General features: G+C 61.6%; 13 protein-coding genes. 9 read left to right on the top strand and 4 right to left on the bottom strand.

Going from position 1 to position 17,174, the window contains the following annotated elements; translation table 11 throughout:
• Nucleotides 1-185 precede the first annotated feature (185 nt).
• From T3A99_RS08245 to T3A99_RS08235, 3 genes are read right to left on the bottom strand one after another with little or no spacing between them, the layout of a single operon-like run.
• A complete protein-coding gene (locus T3A99_RS08245; protein ID WP_047228875.1) occupies nt 186-551 on the bottom strand; it encodes a hypothetical protein in 366 nt (121 codons plus the stop codon).
• 7 nt (nt 552-558) lie between these two features.
• Nucleotides 559-987 (bottom strand): DNA polymerase III subunit chi, encoded by a 429-nt coding sequence (locus tag T3A99_RS08240; RefSeq protein ID WP_047228876.1) that lies wholly within the window; start codon nt 985-987, stop codon nt 559-561.
• A gap of 60 nt (nt 988-1,047) precedes the next feature.
• A complete protein-coding gene (locus T3A99_RS08235; protein ID WP_047228877.1) occupies nt 1,048-2,538 on the bottom strand; it encodes a leucyl aminopeptidase in 1,491 nt (496 codons plus the stop codon).
• Nucleotides 2,539-2,997: 459 nt separating this feature from the next.
• Here T3A99_RS08235 and lptF point away from each other — a divergent pair, with 459 nt between their 5' ends.
• From lptF to pdxJ, 8 genes are all read left to right on the top strand, one after another.
• Complete coding sequence (gene lptF / locus T3A99_RS08230) at nt 2,998-4,119, top strand: LPS export ABC transporter permease LptF (RefSeq protein ID WP_047228878.1); 1,122 nt, start codon at nt 2,998-3,000, stop codon at nt 4,117-4,119.
• A complete protein-coding gene (gene lptG, locus T3A99_RS08225; protein WP_047228879.1) occupies nt 4,112-5,173 on the top strand; it encodes an LPS export ABC transporter permease LptG in 1,062 nt (353 codons plus the stop codon). Before lptF ends, lptG begins: the two co-directional genes overlap by 8 nt.
• 140 nt (nt 5,174-5,313) lie before the next feature.
• Nucleotides 5,314-7,113 carry a translation elongation factor 4 gene (gene lepA / locus T3A99_RS08220; protein WP_047228880.1) on the top strand — a complete coding sequence of 600 codons (1,800 nt, stop codon included), beginning with the start codon at nt 5,314-5,316 and terminating at the stop codon, nt 7,111-7,113.
• A gap of 5 nt (nt 7,114-7,118) precedes the next feature.
• Nucleotides 7,119-7,973 carry a signal peptidase I gene (lepB, locus tag T3A99_RS08215; protein WP_047228881.1) on the top strand — a complete coding sequence of 285 codons (855 nt, stop codon included), beginning with the start codon at nt 7,119-7,121 and terminating at the stop codon, nt 7,971-7,973.
• Between the two features lie 184 nt (nt 7,974-8,157).
• A complete protein-coding gene (rnc, locus tag T3A99_RS08210; RefSeq protein WP_047228882.1) occupies nt 8,158-8,847 on the top strand; it encodes a ribonuclease III in 690 nt (229 codons plus the stop codon).
• Nucleotides 8,840-9,742 (top strand): GTPase Era, encoded by a 903-nt coding sequence (gene era, locus T3A99_RS08205; RefSeq protein WP_047228883.1) that lies wholly within the window; start codon nt 8,840-8,842, stop codon nt 9,740-9,742. Before rnc ends, era begins: the two co-directional genes overlap by 8 nt.
• Nucleotides 9,743-9,913: 171 nt before the next feature.
• Nucleotides 9,914-10,603 carry a DNA repair protein RecO gene (gene recO / locus T3A99_RS08200; RefSeq protein ID WP_076383636.1) on the top strand — a complete coding sequence of 230 codons (690 nt, stop codon included), beginning with the start codon at nt 9,914-9,916 and terminating at the stop codon, nt 10,601-10,603.
• A 51-nt stretch (nt 10,604-10,654) separates the two neighbouring features.
• Nucleotides 10,655-11,398 (top strand): pyridoxine 5'-phosphate synthase, encoded by a 744-nt coding sequence (gene pdxJ / locus T3A99_RS08195; RefSeq protein ID WP_047228885.1) that lies wholly within the window; start codon nt 10,655-10,657, stop codon nt 11,396-11,398.
• Between the two features lie 131 nt (nt 11,399-11,529).
• On the opposite strand, the gene mltF is transcribed toward pdxJ, so the two are convergent.
• Nucleotides 11,530-12,990 carry a membrane-bound lytic murein transglycosylase MltF gene (mltF, locus tag T3A99_RS08190; protein ID WP_322834208.1) on the bottom strand — a complete coding sequence of 487 codons (1,461 nt, stop codon included), beginning with the start codon at nt 12,988-12,990 and terminating at the stop codon, nt 11,530-11,532.
• Between the two features lie 287 nt (nt 12,991-13,277).
• On the opposite strand from mltF, the gene purL reads away from it, so the two are divergent.
• On the top strand, nt 13,278-17,174 hold the full coding sequence (purL, locus tag T3A99_RS08185; RefSeq protein ID WP_322834207.1) for a phosphoribosylformylglycinamidine synthase: 3,897 nt from the start codon (nt 13,278-13,280) through the stop codon (nt 17,172-17,174).

Below are 17,174 nucleotides of genomic sequence, written 5' to 3'. Positions count from 1 at the left end.
GGGAAGTATAGCGGGCGGGGGAGATGCAAGCCACACGCAGCAAGCGAGAAGCCGGACACGGTTGAACCCTGTGGAAGCGAGCCTGCTCGCGATGAGGCCAGCAGATTCAACATCAATGGGGACTGACAGTCCGTTATCGCGAGCAGGCTCGCTCCCGCAGGATGTTCACAATGAGGCAGAGGGCGTTATTCGTACTGACTCAGCAATCGCTCCATCCGCGCATCCAGCCGGCGCTTGATCTCGGTCTCGATGTGCGGAGCGAAGTCGTCGATGACGTCTTGCATGATCAATTGCGCGGCGGCGCGCAGTTCGCTTTCCAGGTGCAACAGCGCATCGGGGCCTTTGGCCTCGGCCTTGGGCGCCGGCTTGGGTTCGGGCTGGCCGTTGATCGGCTCGAACAGCAGTGGAATCTGCTCGTCATGCTCGGGCTCGTGCTCCACCGTATCGGTCAACAGCGGTGGTTGCAGGTTGTCGTCGCCGAGCAGTTGGCGGATCGACTCGAGGTCGTCCAGCAGGTGCGTGGGCTTTTGTGGCGGTTTTGGAGTGTCCATCGTGGGCTCAGAGTCGCTGTAAACGGTGGTCTTGCAGAGGATAGCCCTGTTCGCGGTAGAAACGGAAACTCTCCCGCGCGGCTTGCCGGATGCCCGGGTCTTCCACCACCACTTCCGCCACACGGGCGAAGCGCTGGGCAAAAGGCGGCACTTTCAGGTCAAGGTTGACCAGCAAGTCCTGGTGCTGACCGCAGTCATCTCCCAGCCCGAGCACGATCAATCCTTCGGGTTCGTTTTCGGCCGGGCCATGGGGTACGAAGCTCTCGCCCTTGAAGGCCCACAGACGTGCATCGAGGTCATCGCGCTGGGCGGCATCGCTGCAATGCAGGTAGATGCGGTGGCCCATGCGCCAGGCCTTTTCGGTGAGCTTGCAGGCGAAATCCAGCCGCGCCGACGGATCGGCGCTGGGCAGGATGTAGAAATCGACTTTGGTCATTGCAGTTCCTGAGCCGCCATTGGCGCCGCCCGAAGGCGACGCCAACGCCGGTCATCGGTGTCAGGCCTTGGCGCGGTCCAGCAGGTATTGGGTCAGCAGGGGAACCGGCCGGCCGGTGGCGCCCTTGTCCTTGCCGCCGCTGGTCCAGGCTGTGCCGGCGATATCCAGGTGCGCCCAGTTCAGGTTCTTGGTGAAGCGCGAGAGGAAGCACGCCGCGGTGATCGTCCCGGCTTTCGGGCCGCCGATGTTGGCGATGTCGGCGAACGGGCTGTCCAGCTGCTCCTGGTATTCGTCGAACAGCGGCAATTGCCAGGCGCGGTCGTCGGCTTGCTGGCCGGCGCTGAGCAGTTGGCCGATCAGCTCGTCGTTGTTGCCCAGCAGGCCCGAGGTGTGGGCGCCGAGGGCGACGACGCAGGCGCCGGTCAGGGTGGCGATGTCGATCACCGCTTGCGGCTTGAAGCGTTCGGAGTAGGTGAGGGCGTCACACAGCACCAGGCGGCCTTCGGCGTCGGTGTTGAGGATTTCCACGGTCTGGCCGCTCATGGTGGTGACGATGTCGCCTGGACGCGAGGCGTTACCGCTGGGCATGTTCTCGGCGCAGGCCAGGATGCACACCAGGTTGATCGGCAGTTGCAGTTCGAGCACGGCGCGCAGGGTGCCGAACACGCTCGCGGCGCCGCCCATGTCGTACTTCATTTCATCCATGCCGGCGCCCGGCTTGAGGCTGATGCCGCCGGTGTCGAAGGTGATGCCCTTGCCGACCAGTGCGTACGGCTTCTCGGACTTCTTGCCACCGTTGTATTGCATGACGATCAGGCGTGGCGGCTGTGCGCTGCCCTGGCCGACGGAGTAGAACGAGCCCATGCCCAGGTCTTTGATTTTCTTTTCGTCGAAGACTTCGACTTTCAAGCCCTTGAATTCCTTGCCCAACGCCTTGGCCTGTTCACCCATGAACGTCGGGTGGCAGATGTTCGGTGGCAGATTGCCCAGGTCGCGGGTGAAGGCCATGCCGTTGGCGATCGCGGTGGCGTGGGTCACGGCACGCTGAACTTCAGCCTGGGCAGCCTTGATGGTCAGCAGGGTGATTTTTTTCAGGGCGCGGGGTTCGGCTTTCTGGCTCTTGAACTGGTCGAACTGGTATTCGCCGTCCACCAGGGTTTCAGCCAGCAGGCGGTTTTTGCCGTAGCTGTCGCGACCCTTGACCACCAACTCGTCCAGCGCCAGGACGGCATCAGCGCCACCCAGACCCTTGAGGGTGCCCAACACGCCGGCGATGATTTTACGGAACGGACGGTCGCCCAGTTCGGCGTCCTTGCCCACGCCCACCAGCAGCACGCGCTCGGCCTTGAGGTTGGGCAGGTTGTGCAGCAACAGGCTCTGGCCGACTTTGCCAGCCAGGTCGCCGCGCTTGAGCACAGCGCTGATGGCACCGCCGCTCAGGCTGTCGAGTTGGGTGGCGACGACGCCGAGCTGGCGGTTTTCACCGACGGCAACCACCAGCGTGGCGGTTTTCAACGTTTCTGGGCTGACGCTTTTTACAACCAGTTCCATGTCCGGATCCCTGAATGAATGGTCAAGATGCCAGGCGCCGACACAATGGCGCGCTGAGCGAGCTTCTTCTATATAAGAGAAGCGCCGGTGCTTGCCGGCGACAAAGGCCGCAGTTTGAACCCCGGCGCCAGGGCCTGACAACCCCACCGACAGCGCTAAATTGTGGCTTTAAGCACCGGGTTAAAGCGTGCGAAGTGACAGGCGCCCCCAATCACAGGATAATGCGGCTCTTTTTTCGGCGGCGCGCTGTGGCGGGCCGGCTCGATACGTTTGCTTGTTTGGCCGCCTTAGGGTTTGTATGAAAAGTCGCCGAGCGGCGATCAGGCAAGGCGAAAACAGGCGAGGAAGCGGAGTTGACTGGTTGTCAATGAGCATTCCGAGCCTGTTTTCAACGCAGCATGATCGTCGCGCAGGCACTTTTCGTACAAATCCTAGCCTGACAGCCCTGGAGTGTCTGGTGTGATCGTCTTCCGTTATCTATCCCGCGAAGTCCTGCTGACCCTGAGCGCCGTCAGCGCCGTGCTGCTGGTCATCATCATGAGCGGGCGCTTCATCAAATACCTCGCCCAAGCGGCCTCCGGTGCCCTGGATCCAGGCTCGCTGTTCCTGATCATGGGCTTTCGCCTGCCGGGCTTTTTGCAACTGATCCTGCCGCTGGGGTTGTTCCTGGGTATTCTGCTGGCCTACGGCCGGTTGTACCTGGACAGCGAAATGACCGTGCTGTCGGCCACCGGCATGAGCCAGCAACGCCTGTTTCGCATGACCCTCTTCCCGGCCACTCTGGTGGCGCTGGTTGTGGCCTGGCTGAGTCTTAGCCTGGCGCCCCAGGGAGCCAACCAGTTCCAGATGCTGATCAACCAGCAGGACGCCCTGACCGAGTTCGACACCTTGGTGCCCGGGCGCTTCCAGGCCCTGCGCGACGGGACTCGCGTCACCTATACCGAAGAACTCTCGGAAGACCGGGTCGACCTGGGCGGCGTCTTCATTACGCAAAAGAACGTGTCTTCCGACACCAAGAAGGACCGCGGCATTTCGGTGCTGGTGGCTGAGAAGGGGCGTCAGGAAATCAACCCCGACGGCAACCGCTACCTGATCCTGGAAAACGGCTACCGCTACGACGGCAAGCCGGGGCAGGCCGATTACCGGGCCATCAAGTACGACACCTATGGCGTATTGCTGCCCAAGCCCGAGGTCAGCGACGAAGTCACCGACCGCGATGCCATGCCCACCTCGAGTTTGCTGGGCAACAACGACATTCGGGCGCGCACTGAATTGCAATGGCGCCTTTCGCTGCCGCTGCTGGTATTCATCGTGACCCTCATGGCGGTCCCGCTGGCGCGAGTCAATCCGCGCCAGGGCCGTTTCCTCAAGCTGCTACCGGCGATTCTTCTGTATATGGCTTACCTGACCATCCTGATTTCCGCCCGTAGCGCTCTGGAGAAAGGCAAGATCCCGCCCGCGCTGGGCCTTTGGTGGGTGCATTCGATCTTCCTGGCGATTGGCCTCGGGTTGCTCTACTGGGAACCACTGCGCCTGAAGCTGGCCAGTCGTCGCAGCGCGCTGGAGGTGGCCCGTGGTTAAACTCGATCGGTACATCGGCAGCAGTGTGTTCATGGCGATTCTCGCGGTGCTGGGGATCATTCTTGGCCTGGCGACCCTGTTCGCCTTCATCGATGAAATGGGTGATGTCAGCGACACCTATACCTTGATGGACGTGTTGAGCTACGTATTGCTGACCGCCCCGCGGCGGCTCTACGACATGCTGCCGATGGCGGCGCTGATCGGTTGCCTGATCGGGCTGGGCAGCCTGGCGAGCAACAGCGAGCTGACCATCATGCGCGCCGCCGGTGTTTCCGTTGGTCGGATCGTCTGGGCCGTGATGAAACCGATGCTGGTGCTGATGCTGGTGGGTTTGCTGGTCGGCGAATACGTTGCCCCGGCCACCGAAAACACTGCCCAGGCCAACCGTTCCCTGGCCCAGGGTGGCGGCGACGCACAAAGCGCCAAGCATGGCCTGTGGCACCGCCAGGGTGACGAGTTCATCCACATCAACTCGGTCCAGCCCAACGGTGTCCTGTACGGCGTGACCCGCTACCGCTTCGACGACCAGCGGCACATGCTGTCGTCGAGCTTCGCCAAGCGCGCCAAGTTTGTTGAAGATCACTGGCAGCTCAATGATGTCACCACCACGTTGTTCCATGACAAGCGCACCGAAGTGGTCGCTGCGCCGCAAGAGCGTTGGGACGTGGCGCTGAGCCCGCAGTTGCTCAGCACCGTGGTGATGGCGCCGGACTCCCTGTCGATTACCGGTTTGTGGGGGTATATCCACTATCTGGCGGATCAGGGCTTGAACAACGGTCGCTACTGGTTGGCTTTTTGGGTCAAGGTGTTGCAGCCGCTGGTCACCGCAGCCTTGGTGCTGATGGCGATTTCCTTCATCTTCGGCCCGCTGCGTTCGGTGACCCTCGGTCAGCGTGTGTTTACCGGCGTACTGGTGGGTTTCACCTTCCGTATTGCCCAGGATTTGCTGGGGCCGTCGAGCCTGGTATTCGGTTTCTCGCCGCTGTTTGCGGTGCTGGTACCGGCCGCCGTCTGCGCCTTGGCCGGGCTCTGGCTGTTGCGCCGGGCCGGTTGATCAGCGCACCGATGGCGAGGGGGCTGCGGGGGGCAAGGCTGTGTGGGAGCAAAGCTTGCTCCCACTTGCGCGGTGTATCAGGTACAATTCCCGGCTATTTTTCGGCGGGCCATGCCTGCAGCCTTTTTGAGTGTTGATCCGTGAGTGATTTGAGTCATATCCGCAATTTCTCCATCATCGCCCACATTGACCATGGCAAGTCGACGCTGGCTGATCGCTTCATCCAGATGTGCGGCGGCCTGGCCGAGCGTGAAATGGAAGCCCAGGTCCTGGATTCCATGGATCTGGAGCGTGAGCGCGGGATCACCATCAAGGCCCACAGCGTTACGCTCTACTACAAGGCCCGCGACGGCATTACCTATCAGCTGAACTTCATCGATACCCCGGGCCACGTCGACTTCACCTATGAAGTCAGCCGGTCGCTGGCGGCCTGTGAAGGTGCATTGCTGGTGGTCGATGCCGGCCAGGGCGTCGAGGCGCAATCGGTTGCCAACTGCTACACGGCCATCGAGCAGGGCCTGGAAGTCATGCCGGTGCTGAACAAGATCGACCTGCCCCAGGCCGATCCGGACCGCGTGAAGGAAGAAATCGAGAAAATCATCGGCATCGATGCCACCGACGCGGTCACTTGCAGCGCCAAGACCGGCCTGGGCGTGGACGAAGTGCTCGAGCGCCTGGTGACCACCATTCCTGCGCCGACCGGCAATATCGAAGATCCGCTGCAAGCGTTGATCATCGATTCCTGGTTCGACAACTACCTGGGCGTCGTCTCCCTGGTTCGCGTGCGCCACGGCCGCGTCAAGAAGGGTGACAAGATCCTGGTCAAATCCACCGGCAAGATCCACCTGGTGGACAGCGTCGGTGTCTTCAACCCGAAACACACCGCCACCGTTGATCTGAAGGCCGGTGAAGTGGGTTTCATCATCGCCGGCATCAAGGACATTCACGGTGCACCGGTCGGTGACACCCTGACCTTGAGCTCCACCCCCGACGTCGATGTGCTGCCCGGCTTCAAGCGTATCCAGCCTCAGGTCTACGCCGGCCTGTTCCCAGTCAGCTCCGACGACTTCGAGGATTTCCGCGAAGCCCTGCAAAAGCTGACCCTGAACGACTCGTCCCTGCAATACACCCCGGAAAGCTCCGACGCCCTGGGCTTTGGCTTCCGTTGCGGATTCCTGGGCATGCTGCACATGGAGATCATCCAGGAGCGCCTGGAGCGCGAGTACGACCTGGACCTGATCACCACGGCGCCGACGGTAATTTTCGAGCTGCTGCTCAAGAACGGCGAAACCATCTACGTCGACAACCCGTCCAAGTTGCCGGACCTGTCGGCCATCGAGGATATGCGCGAGCCGATCGTGCGGGCCAACATCCTTGTGCCGCAGGAGCATCTGGGCAACGTCATTACCCTGTGCATCGAAAAGCGTGGCGTGCAGCACGACATGCTGTTCCTCGGTACCCAGGTCCAGGTGACCTACGACCTGCCGATGAACGAAGTGGTGCTGGACTTCTTCGATCGCCTGAAATCCACCAGTCGCGGCTATGCTTCGCTGGACTATCATTTCGATCGTTACCAATCGGCTAATCTGGTGAAGCTGGATGTGCTGATCAACGGTGAGAAAGTCGATGCCCTGGCATTGATCGTGCACCGTGACAACGCGCACTACAAAGGTCGTGCATTGACCGAGAAGATGAAGGAACTGATTCCGCGGCAGATGTTCGATGTGGCAATCCAGGCCGCCATTGGTGGGCAGATTGTGGCGCGTACAACCGTCAAGGCGCTCAGAAAGAACGTATTGGCCAAATGCTATGGCGGCGACGTCAGCCGTAAGCGCAAGCTGTTGGAAAAGCAGAAGGCCGGTAAAAAACGCATGAAGCAGGTTGGTAACGTGGAAATTCCACAGGAAGCCTTCCTTGCGGTGCTCAGGTTGGATAGTTAGGTCCTATGTCGCTAAATTTCCCGCTGTTGCTGGTTATCGCCGTGTTCGTCTGCGGCCTGTTGGCGTTGCTTGATCTGTTGTTCCTGGCGCCGCGGCGCCGGGCTGCCATCGCCTCCTATCAGGGCAGCGTCAGCCAGCCTGATGGGGTGGTGGTCGAAAAACTCAACAAGGAACCGCTGCTGGTCGAATACGGCAAGTCGTTCTTTCCGGTGTTGTTCATCGTACTGGTGCTGCGCTCGTTCCTGGTGGAACCGTTCCAGATCCCGTCCGGCTCAATGAAGCCGACCCTGGATGTGGGCGACTTCATCCTGGTGAACAAGTTCTCCTACGGGATCCGCCTGCCGGTGATCGACAAGAAGGTCATCGAAATCGGTGACCCGCAACGCGGCGATGTCATGGTGTTCCGTTTTCCGAGCGATCCGAACGTCAACTACATCAAGCGTGTGGTCGGCTTGCCGGGAGACAAGATTCGCTACAGCGCCGACAAGCGCCTGTTCGTCAACGGCGAACTGGTGGCCGAACGGTTGATCGGCTCCGAGCCGGGCACACTGGGCAGCGCCGAGCTCTACCAGGAAAAACTCGGCGAGGCCGAACACCTTATCCGCAAGGAAATGAGCCGTTACCGCGCCGCACCGGACCATTCGTGGACCGTGCCGGCCGGGCACTATTTCATGATGGGCGACAACCGCGACAACTCCAACGACAGCCGGTACTGGGATGATCCGAACATTCCCAAGGACATGCTGGGCATGGTCCCCGACCGTAATATCGTCGGCAAGGCCTTTGCGGTCTGGATGAGCTGGCCGGAACCCAAACTCAGTCACCTGCCGAATTTCTCGCGGGTTGGCCTGATCAAGTAATCACACACGGCGCTGTTGAACACAGCGCCGAATGCATTTCTGGAGCCTGCACAAGGTTGCCCGAAGGCATGAAGCCAACGATAGTCAGGACGTCATTTTTGAACACAGCGTTAATTGTCCCAAGCCAACGGCACTTCGCGGCCGTGGTGGTGGAATCCAGCCACGAACTCAGCGTGGGTAAACCGTGAGCGTTTCTCTAAGCCGTCTCGAGCGTCAGCTCGGCTACACTTTCAAGGATCAGGAGCTGATGCTTCTGGCTCTCACTCACCGCAGTTTTGCCGGGCGCAACAACGAACGCCTGGAGTTTCTGGGTGATGCCATCCTCAACTTCGTGGCTGGCGAGGCATTGTTCGAACGCTTCCCGCTGGCTCGGGAAGGCCAGTTGTCGCGTTTGCGCGCGCGCCTGGTCAAAGGTGAGACCCTGGCCGTGCTGGCCCGCGGTTTCGACCTGGGTGAGTACCTGCGCCTGGGCTCCGGTGAATTGAAGAGCGGCGGTTTCCGTCGTGAGTCGATTCTGGCCGATGCCCTGGAAGCGCTGATTGGCGCGATCTACCTGGACGCCGGCATGGAAATGGCGCGCGAGCGCGTGCTGGCCTGGCTGACCTCCGAGATCGACAGCCTGACGCTGGTGGACACCAACAAGGACCCGAAAACCCGTTTGCAGGAATTCCTGCAATCGCGCAGTTGCGAGTTGCCGCGTTACGAAGTGGTGGATATCCAGGGCGAGCCGCATTGCCGAACCTTCTTCGTTGAATGCGAAGTGGTCTTATTGAATGAAAAAAGCCGGGGTCAGGGTGTGAGTCGTCGTATTGCCGAACAGGTAGCGGCCGCCGCAGCACTGATTGCCCTGGGCGTGGAGAATGGCAATGACTGATACAACCGTCACCCGCTGCGGCTATGTCGCCATTGTCGGCCGGCCGAACGTGGGCAAGTCCACGCTGCTCAATCACATCCTGGGCCAGAAGCTGGCGATCACTTCGCGCAAGCCTCAGACCACCCGCCACAACATGCTGGGTATCAAGACCGAAGGCGCCGTACAGGCGATCTACGTTGATACCCCCGGCATGCACAAAGGTGGCGAAAAAGCGCTGAACCGCTACATGAACAAGACTGCTTCGGCGGCGCTGAAAGACGTCGATGTGGTGATCTTCGTGGTTGATCGCACCAAGTGGACCGAAGAAGACCAGATGGTTCTCGAACGCGTCCAGTACGTGACAGGTCCCTTGATCGTGGCGCTGAACAAGACCGACCGCATCGAAGACAAGGCCGAATTGATGCCGCACCTGAGCTGGTTGCAGGAGCAACTGCCCAACGCCCAGATCATGCCCATCTCGGCCCAGCACGGCCACAATCTCGATGCGCTGGAGCGGGTGATCGCCGAGCACCTGCCGGAAAACGATCACTTCTTCCCCGAAGACCAGATCACCGACCGCAGCAGCCGCTTCCTGGCCGCCGAACTGGTGCGCGAGAAAATCATGCGCCAATTGGGCGCAGAGCTGCCGTACCAGATCACCGTGGAAATCGAAGAGTTCAAGCAGCAGGGCAAGACCCTGCACATCCATGCGCTGATCCTCGTCGAACGCGACGGCCAGAAAAAAATCATCATTGGCGACAAGGGCGAGCGTATCAAGCGCATCGGCACCGAAGCGCGCAAGGACATGGAGCTGTTGTTCGACTCCAAGATCATGCTCAACCTGTGGGTCAAGGTGAAGGGTGGTTGGTCCGATGATGAGCGGGCGCTGCGGTCGTTGGGTTACGGCGACCTGTAAAGCTCTTCCTGAGTGCATGAATTTCCATTGTGGGAGCGAGCCTGCTCGCGATAGCGGTCTGTCAGTCAACATTCCTGTTGAATATCAGTCCCTCATCGCGAGCAGGCTCGCTCCCACAGTGGTTTGTGGTTGTCAGTAATACTGCGTTTACTCATTGAGAGCTGCGATCCCATGCCGCCAACCCAACCCACCGCCCAACCCGCCTACGTTCTGCATTCGCGCGCCTACCGCGAAAGCAGCGCCTTGGTGGACTTTCTTACGCCCCAGGGGCGACTGCGGGCGGTGTTGCGGGGCGCGCGTGGCAAGGCCGGAACGCTGGCGCGGCCGTTCGTGCCGCTGGAAGTGGAATTCCGGGGGCGGGGCGAGTTGAAGAACGTCGGGCGCATGGAAAGCAACGGTGTTGCGGCCTGGCTTAACGGCGAGGCGTTGTTCAGCGGCCTTTATCTCAACGAGCTGCTGATCCGCCTGTTGCCCGCCGAAGACCCCCATCCCGCAGTGTTCGATCACTATGCCGCCACACTGTTGGCCCTGGCCGAAGGTCGCCCTCTGGAACCGCTGTTGCGTTCCTTCGAATGGCGGCTACTGGACGATCTGGGCTACGGTTTTGCCCTGAACACCGACCTGCATGGCGAGCCCATCGCAGCGGACGGTCTGTATCGGCTGCAGGTGGATGCCGGCCTGGAACAGGTCTACCTGCTGCAACCCGGGTTGTTCAATGGCACCGAACTTCTGGCCATGGCCGAGGCCGACTGGAGTGCGCCGGGCGCGCTCTCGGCGGCCAAGCGTCTGATGCGCCAGGCCCTGGCGGTTCATTTGGGCGGTCGGCCGCTGGTCAGTCGCGAGCTGTTTCGCAAGCCTTGATCAACCCGTATGCTGTGGGCCGAATCTCTGTCCATCTCAGGAGCGCTTTTCGTGAGCACCAGCAATCGCATTCTTCTCGGCGTGAACATCGACCATGTCGCCACCCTGCGCCAAGCCCGTGGTACCCGCTACCCGGACCCGGTCAAGGCCGCGCTGGATGCTGAAGAGGCAGGCGCCGACGGCATCACCGTGCACCTGCGTGAAGACCGCCGTCACATCCAGGAGCGCGACGTACTGCTGCTCAAGGACGTGCTGCAAACGCGCATGAATTTCGAAATGGGCGTGACCGAAGAAATGATGGTGTTTGCCGAACGCATCCGCCCCGCGCACATTTGCCTGGTGCCCGAGACGCGTCAGGAGCTGACCACCGAAGGCGGCCTGGACGTAGCGGGGCAGGAAGCACGGATCAGGGCGGCGGTGGAGCGTTTGTCGAAGATCGGCGCAGAGGTGTCGCTGTTCATCGACGCCGACGAGCGGCAGATCGAAGCCTCCAGGCGCGTCGGTGCCCCGGCCATCGAACTGCACACTGGCCGTTATGCCGATGCGCAAACGCCCACCGAGGTAGCTGAAGAGCTGCAGCGGGTAGCCGATGGCGTCGCCTTCGGCCTGGCCCAGGGCCTGATTGTGAATGCTGGCCATGGCTTGCATTACCACAACGTCGAGGCCGTCGCGGCCATCAAGGGCATCAATGAACTGAACATTGGCCATGCGCTGGTGGCCCATGCATTGTTTGTCGGGTTCAAGTCGGCGGTGGCTGAAATGAAAGCGCTGATCCTGGCAGCCGCCAAAGTTTGATGCATACGCAGGGCCCGTGTGGGAGCGAGCCTGCTCGCGATAGCGGTCTGACATTCACCATTGATGTCGACTGACACACCGCTATCGCGAGCAGGCTCGCTCCCACAAGGGGGCCTCAGTGTATTGGGGATTCAGAGCGGCGGGGTTTCCGGGTTCGGCTTGCTCTTGTCGACGCCCGGCACGTGCAGGTTGCCCTCGGCCACTTGGTCGCCTTCGAGCTGCGGCTGTGTGACCCAGGTCAGGATGTCGTAGTAGCGACGGATGTTCGCCACGAAATGCACCGGTTCACCGCCCCGGGCGTAGCCGTAGCGGGTTTTGCTGTACCACTTCTTCTGGGAAAGGCGCGGCAGGATCTTCTTCACATCCAGCCACTTGTTCGGATTCAACCCTTCCTTGGCCGCCAGTTTGCGAGCGTCATCCAGGTGACCGCCACCCACGTTATAGGCGGCGAGGGCGAACCAGGTGCGGTCCGGCTCCTCGATGCTCTCGTCCAGTTGTTCTTTTATGTAGGCCAGGTACTTGGCGCCACCCATGATGCTCTGCTTGGGATCCAGGCGATTGGACACACCCATGGCCTGGGCGGTGTTCTGGGTCAGCATCATCAGGCCGCGCACACCGGTCTTGGACGTGACTGTCGGCTGCCACAGTGATTCCTGGTAGCCGATGGCCGCCAGCAGGCGCCAGTCGACTTTTTCGGCCTTGGCGTAGTTCTTGAAATGCTTCTCATACTTGGGCAGACGTTGCTGCAAATGCTGGGCGAAGGTGTAGGCGCCGACATAACCCAGGACATCAACGTGCCCGTAGTAGCGATCCTTCAGGCGTTGCAGGGTGCCATTCTTCTGCACTTTGTCCAGGTAGGCGTTGATTTCGTTGAGCAGGCTGTTGTCTTCGCCAGGGGCCACGGCCCAGCTCTGGTTGCTGGCATCGCCCAGGTCGAAAGCGACCCGCACGTTGGGGAAGTACACCTGGTTCATTGCCACTTCGTTGGAGTCCACCAGCGTCAGGTCGATCTGGCCTTCATCCACCATGCGCAGCAGGTCGACGACTTCTACCGCGTCGGACTCTTCGTATTCGATGCCGGGATATTTCTGTTTCAACTGCGCCAATTGTTCGGCGTGGGTGCTGCCCTTGAGCACCATGATCTTCTTGCCCTCCAGGGCGGCCGGGTCGGTGGGGCGTGACTGGCCGTTGCGGTAGATGATTTGTGGGGTGACTTCGAGGTAGGAGTGGGAAAATCGCACCTGACTCTTGCGTTTTTCGCTGCTGACCAGACCGGCGGCAGCCAGTACCGGGCCGTTGGGCTTGCCCAGCTGGGTGAAAAGGTCATCGAGGTTGTCGGCGGTCTCGATTTTCAGCTCCACCCCCAAATCGTCGGCGAAACGCTTCACCAGCTCGTATTCGAAGCCGGTTTCACCATTGCGATCCTGGAAGTAGGTGGCGGGGCTGTTTCGGGTAACCACCCGCAGCACGCCATCCTCCTTCACGCGCTCCAGTGTGTTGGGTTTCTCAACACAACCACTGAGCACCAGGAAGAGTCCGGTTGCGATCAGCCACTTGGCGTACCGCGGACGCAAAGCCGTTGGGGAAAACATCTGCGCAGTATACGCAAACGGCCCCGACCGCCATATCTCGACAGCAGAAGGCCAGTCTGCTAGCGGTTGCAAAACGTGTCCGCAACACAGGCGGGCCGGGGGGCCCCGTGTTTTGCCCCGATGAAAAATATCTCGGTACGACCGTGCAAACGGGGGCCGGAAGAGCCATTCCTGCAAAGACCGACATTCGGCCAGCATCGTACGTGCCGTTTCGGGTGCCGTCGCCAGCGGTTTAGGCTAGAATGCACGGCCTCAAAGCACACCCCCTTCCCGAGGCTGTCCCGAAGATGTTGATCCTGCGCGGCGCTCCTGCCCTTTCTGCCTTTCGCCACAGCAAACTCCTTGAGCAACTGAGCCAGAAGGTTCCGGCTGTCAGTGGCTTGTATGCTGAATTCGCTCACTTCGCCGAAGTCACCGGCGGTTTGACCGGCGACGAACAGCAGGTGCTCGCGCGCCTTCTGAAGTACGGTCCCAGTGTTCCTGTCCAGGAGCCGACCGGTCGTCTGTTCCTGGTGCTGCCACGTTTCGGCACCATTTCGCCATGGTCGAGCAAGGCCAGCGACATCGCCCGTAACTGCGGCCTGGCGAAAATCCAGCGCCTGGAGCGCGGCATTGCCTTTTATGTTGCCGGTGAGTTCAGCGAGGCCGAGGCCCAACTGATCGCCGAGGGCTTGCATGACCGCATGACCCAGATCGTCCTGGGCAACCTGGAGCAGGCCGCGGGCCTGTTCAGCCATGCCGAGCCAAAACCGCTGACCGCCATCGATGTGCTGGGCGGTGGCCGTGCCGCACTGGAAAAAGCCAACGCCGAACTGGGCCTGGCCCTGGCCGAAGACGAGATCGATTACCTGGTCAACGCCTTCCAGGGCTTGAAGCGCAACCCCCACGACATCGAACTGATGATGTTCGCCCAGGCCAACTCCGAGCACTGCCGGCACAAGATCTTCAACGCCAGTTGGGACATTGATGGCCAGAGCCAGGAAAAAAGCCTGTTCGGCATGATCAAGAACACCTATCAGATGCACAACGAAGGTGTGCTCTCGGCCTACAAGGACAACGCCGCGGTGATCGTCGGCAACGTCGCCGGGCGTTTCTACCCGAACCCTGAGACCCGCCAGTACGGTGCGGTCCAGGAGCCGGTGCACATCCTGATGAAGGTCGAGACTCACAACCACCCGACCGCCATCGCCCCGTTCCCGGGTGCGTCCACCGGTTCCGGTGGCGAGATCCGCGACGAAGGCGCCACCGGTCGCGGTGCCAAGCCCAAGGCTGGCCTGACCGGCTTCACCGTATCGAACCTGCAGATCCCGGGCTTTGAACAGCCGTGGGAAAAGCCCTACGGCAAGCCCGAGCGCATCGTCAACGCCCTGGACATCATGATCGAAGGTCCTCTTGGGGGCGCGGCGTTCAACAACGAATTCGGCCGTCCGGCCCTGACCGGTTACTTCCGTACCTTCGAGCAATCCATCAGCACTCCGCGCGGTGAAGAAGTGCGCGGCTACCACAAGCCGATCATGCTCGCCGGCGGCATGGGCAACATCCGCGCCGAACACGTGCAGAAAGGCGAGATCCTGGTCGGTTCCAAGCTGATCGTCCTCGGTGGCCCGGCCATGCTGATCGGCCTGGGCGGCGGCGCCGCTTCCTCCATGGCCACCGGCACCAGCTCGGCGGACCTGGACTTCGCCTCGGTCCAGCGGGAAAACCCGGAAATGGAACGCCGTTGCCAGGAAGTCATCGACCGTTGCTGGCAGTTGGGTGAACACAACCCCATCAGCTTCATCCACGACGTCGGCGCGGGCGGCCTGTCCAACGCCTTCCCGGAATTGGTCAACGACGGTGGCCGTGGTGGCCGCTTCGAACTGCGCAACATTCCGAACGACGAGCCGGGCATGGCCCCGCACGAAATCTGGAGCAACGAATCCCAGGAACGTTATGTCCTGGCGGTCGGCCCGGCCGACTTTGAGCGTTTCCAGGCCATTTGCGAACGCGAGCGCTGCCCGTTCGCCGTGGTCGGCGAAGCCACTGCCGAGCCGCAACTGACCGTCACCGACAGCCACTTCGGCAACAGTCCGGTGGACATGCCGCTGGAAGTGCTGCTGGGCAAGGCCCCGCGCATGCACCGTTCGGCCGTTCGCGAAGCCGAGCTGGGCGATGATTTCGACCCGTCGACGCTCGACGTTGCCGATTCCATCGAGCGCGTTCTGCACCACCCGGCCGTGGCGAGCAAAAGTTTCCTGATCACCATCGGCGACCGCACCATCACCGGTCTTGTGGCCCGTGATCAAATGGTCGGCCCGTGGCAGGTGCCGGTGGCCGACGTTGCCGTGACCGCCACCAGCTTCGACGTCTACACCGGCGAAGCCATGGCCATGGGCGAGCGCACGCCGTTGGCGTTGCTGGACGCTCCGGCGTCGGGCCGCATGGCGATTGGCGAGACCCTGACCAACATCGCGGCCTCGCGCATCGGCAAGATCTCCGACATCAAACTGTCGGCCAACTGGATGTCCGCCGCCGGTCACCCGGGTGAAGACGCCCGCCTGTACGACACCGTCAAGGCTGTCGGCATGGAGCTGTGCCCGGAGCTGGGCATCACCATTCCGGTGGGCAAGGACTCCATGTCCATGGCCACGCGCTGGAACGACGAAGGCGTGGACAAGAGCGTCACCTCGCCGCTGTCGCTGATCGTCACCGGTTTCGCCCCGGTCACCGACATCCGCCAGACCCTGACCCCGCAACTGCGCATGGACAAGGGCACCACCGACCTGATCCTGATCGACCTGGGCCGTGGCCAGAACCGCATGGGCGCCTCGATCCTCGCCCAGGTGCACGGCAAGCTCGGCTCGCAAGCGCCGGACGTCGACGATGCCGAAGACCTGAAGGCGTTCTTCGCGGTCATCCAGGGCCTCAACGCCGACGGTCATCTGCTGGCCTACCACGACCGTTCCGACGGTGGTTTGCTGACCACCGTGGTGGAAATGGCTTTCGCCGGCCATTGCGGCCTGAGCCTGACCCTCGACAGCGTTGCCGAGTCTACGGCTGAAATCCCGGCCATCCTGTTCAACGAGGAACTGGGCGCGGTGATCCAGGTTCGCCAGGACGCCACCCCGGACATCCTTGCCCAGTTCAGCGCAGCGGGCCTGGCCGACTGCGTCTCGGTGATCGGCCAGCCGATCAACAACGCCCACATCAACATCACCTTCAACGGCGACACCGTCTTCGAAGGCCAGCGCCGTCTGTTGCAGCGCCAGTGGGCGGAAACCAGCTACCAGATCCAGCGCTTGCGGGACAATGCCGACTGCGCCGAGCAGGAATTCGACGCGCTGCTGGAAGAAGACAACCCGGGTTTGAGCGCCAAGCTCAGCTACGACGTCAATCATGACGTGGCCGCGCCTTACATCAAGAAAGGCATTCGCCCACAAGTGGCGGTGCTGCGTGAGCAGGGTGTCAACGGTCAGGTGGAAATGGCGGCGGCGTTCGACCGCGCCGGTTTCAACGCGATCGACGTGCACATGAGCGATATCCTGGCCGGCCGTGTCGACCTGAACGACTTCAAGGGCATGGTCGCCTGTGGCGGTTTCTCCTACGGCGACGTGCTGGGTGCCGGTGAAGGCTGGGCCAAGTCGGCACTGTTCAACAGCCGCGCCCGCGACGCGTTCCAGGGCTTCTTCGAACGCACCGACAGCTTCACCCTCGGCGTGTGCAACGGTTGCCAGATGATGTCCAACCTGCACGAGTTGATCCCGGGCAGCGAGTTCTGGCCGCACTTCGTGCGTAACCGTTCCGAGCAGTTCGAAGCGCGCGTGGCGATGGTCCAGGTCCAGGAATCCAACTCGATCTTCCTGCAGGGCATGGCCGGTTCGCGCATGCCGATCGCCATCGCCCACGGCGAAGGCCATGCGGAATTCGAAAGCGAAGAAGCCCTGCTCGAAGCCGATTTGTCCGGTTGCGTGTCGCTGCGGTTCGTCGACAACCACGGCAAGGTCACCGAAACCTACCCGGCCAACCCGAACGGCTCGCCGCGCGGGATCACCGGCCTGACCAGCCGCGACGGCCGCGTCACGATCATGATGCCGCACCCGGAACGTGTGTTCCGCGCGGTGCAGAACTCATGGCGTTCGGACGACTGGAACGAAGACGCGCCATGGATGCGCATGTTCCGCAACGCTCGCGTCTGGGTGAACTAA

Source organism: Pseudomonas sp. N-137, from assembly GCF_034555295.1.
GTDB classification, from domain to species: domain Bacteria; phylum Pseudomonadota; class Gammaproteobacteria; order Pseudomonadales; family Pseudomonadaceae; genus Aquipseudomonas; species Aquipseudomonas rhizophila.
This window is presented reverse-complemented; position numbering and strand designations above follow the sequence as displayed.

Excerpts from the sequence above, each read along its gene's own strand:
- T3A99_RS08245 (WP_047228875.1), bottom strand. The coding sequence starts at position 551 with ATGGACACTCCAAAACCGCCACAAAAGCCCACGCACCTGCTGGACGAC.
- T3A99_RS08240 (WP_047228876.1), bottom strand. The coding sequence starts at position 987 with ATGACCAAAGTCGATTTCTACATCCTGCCCAGCGCCGATCCGTCGGCG.
- T3A99_RS08235 (WP_047228877.1), bottom strand. The coding sequence starts at position 2,538 with ATGGAACTGGTTGTAAAAAGCGTCAGCCCAGAAACGTTGAAAACCGCC.
- lepB (WP_047228881.1), top strand. The coding sequence starts at position 7,119 with ATGTCGCTAAATTTCCCGCTGTTGCTGGTTATCGCCGTGTTCGTCTGC.
- era (WP_047228883.1), top strand. The coding sequence starts at position 8,840 with ATGACTGATACAACCGTCACCCGCTGCGGCTATGTCGCCATTGTCGGC.
- recO (WP_076383636.1), top strand. The coding sequence starts at position 9,914 with ATGCCGCCAACCCAACCCACCGCCCAACCCGCCTACGTTCTGCATTCG.
- mltF (WP_322834208.1), bottom strand. The coding sequence starts at position 12,990 with ATGTTTTCCCCAACGGCTTTGCGTCCGCGGTACGCCAAGTGGCTGATC.
- purL (WP_322834207.1), top strand. The coding sequence starts at position 13,278 with ATGTTGATCCTGCGCGGCGCTCCTGCCCTTTCTGCCTTTCGCCACAGC.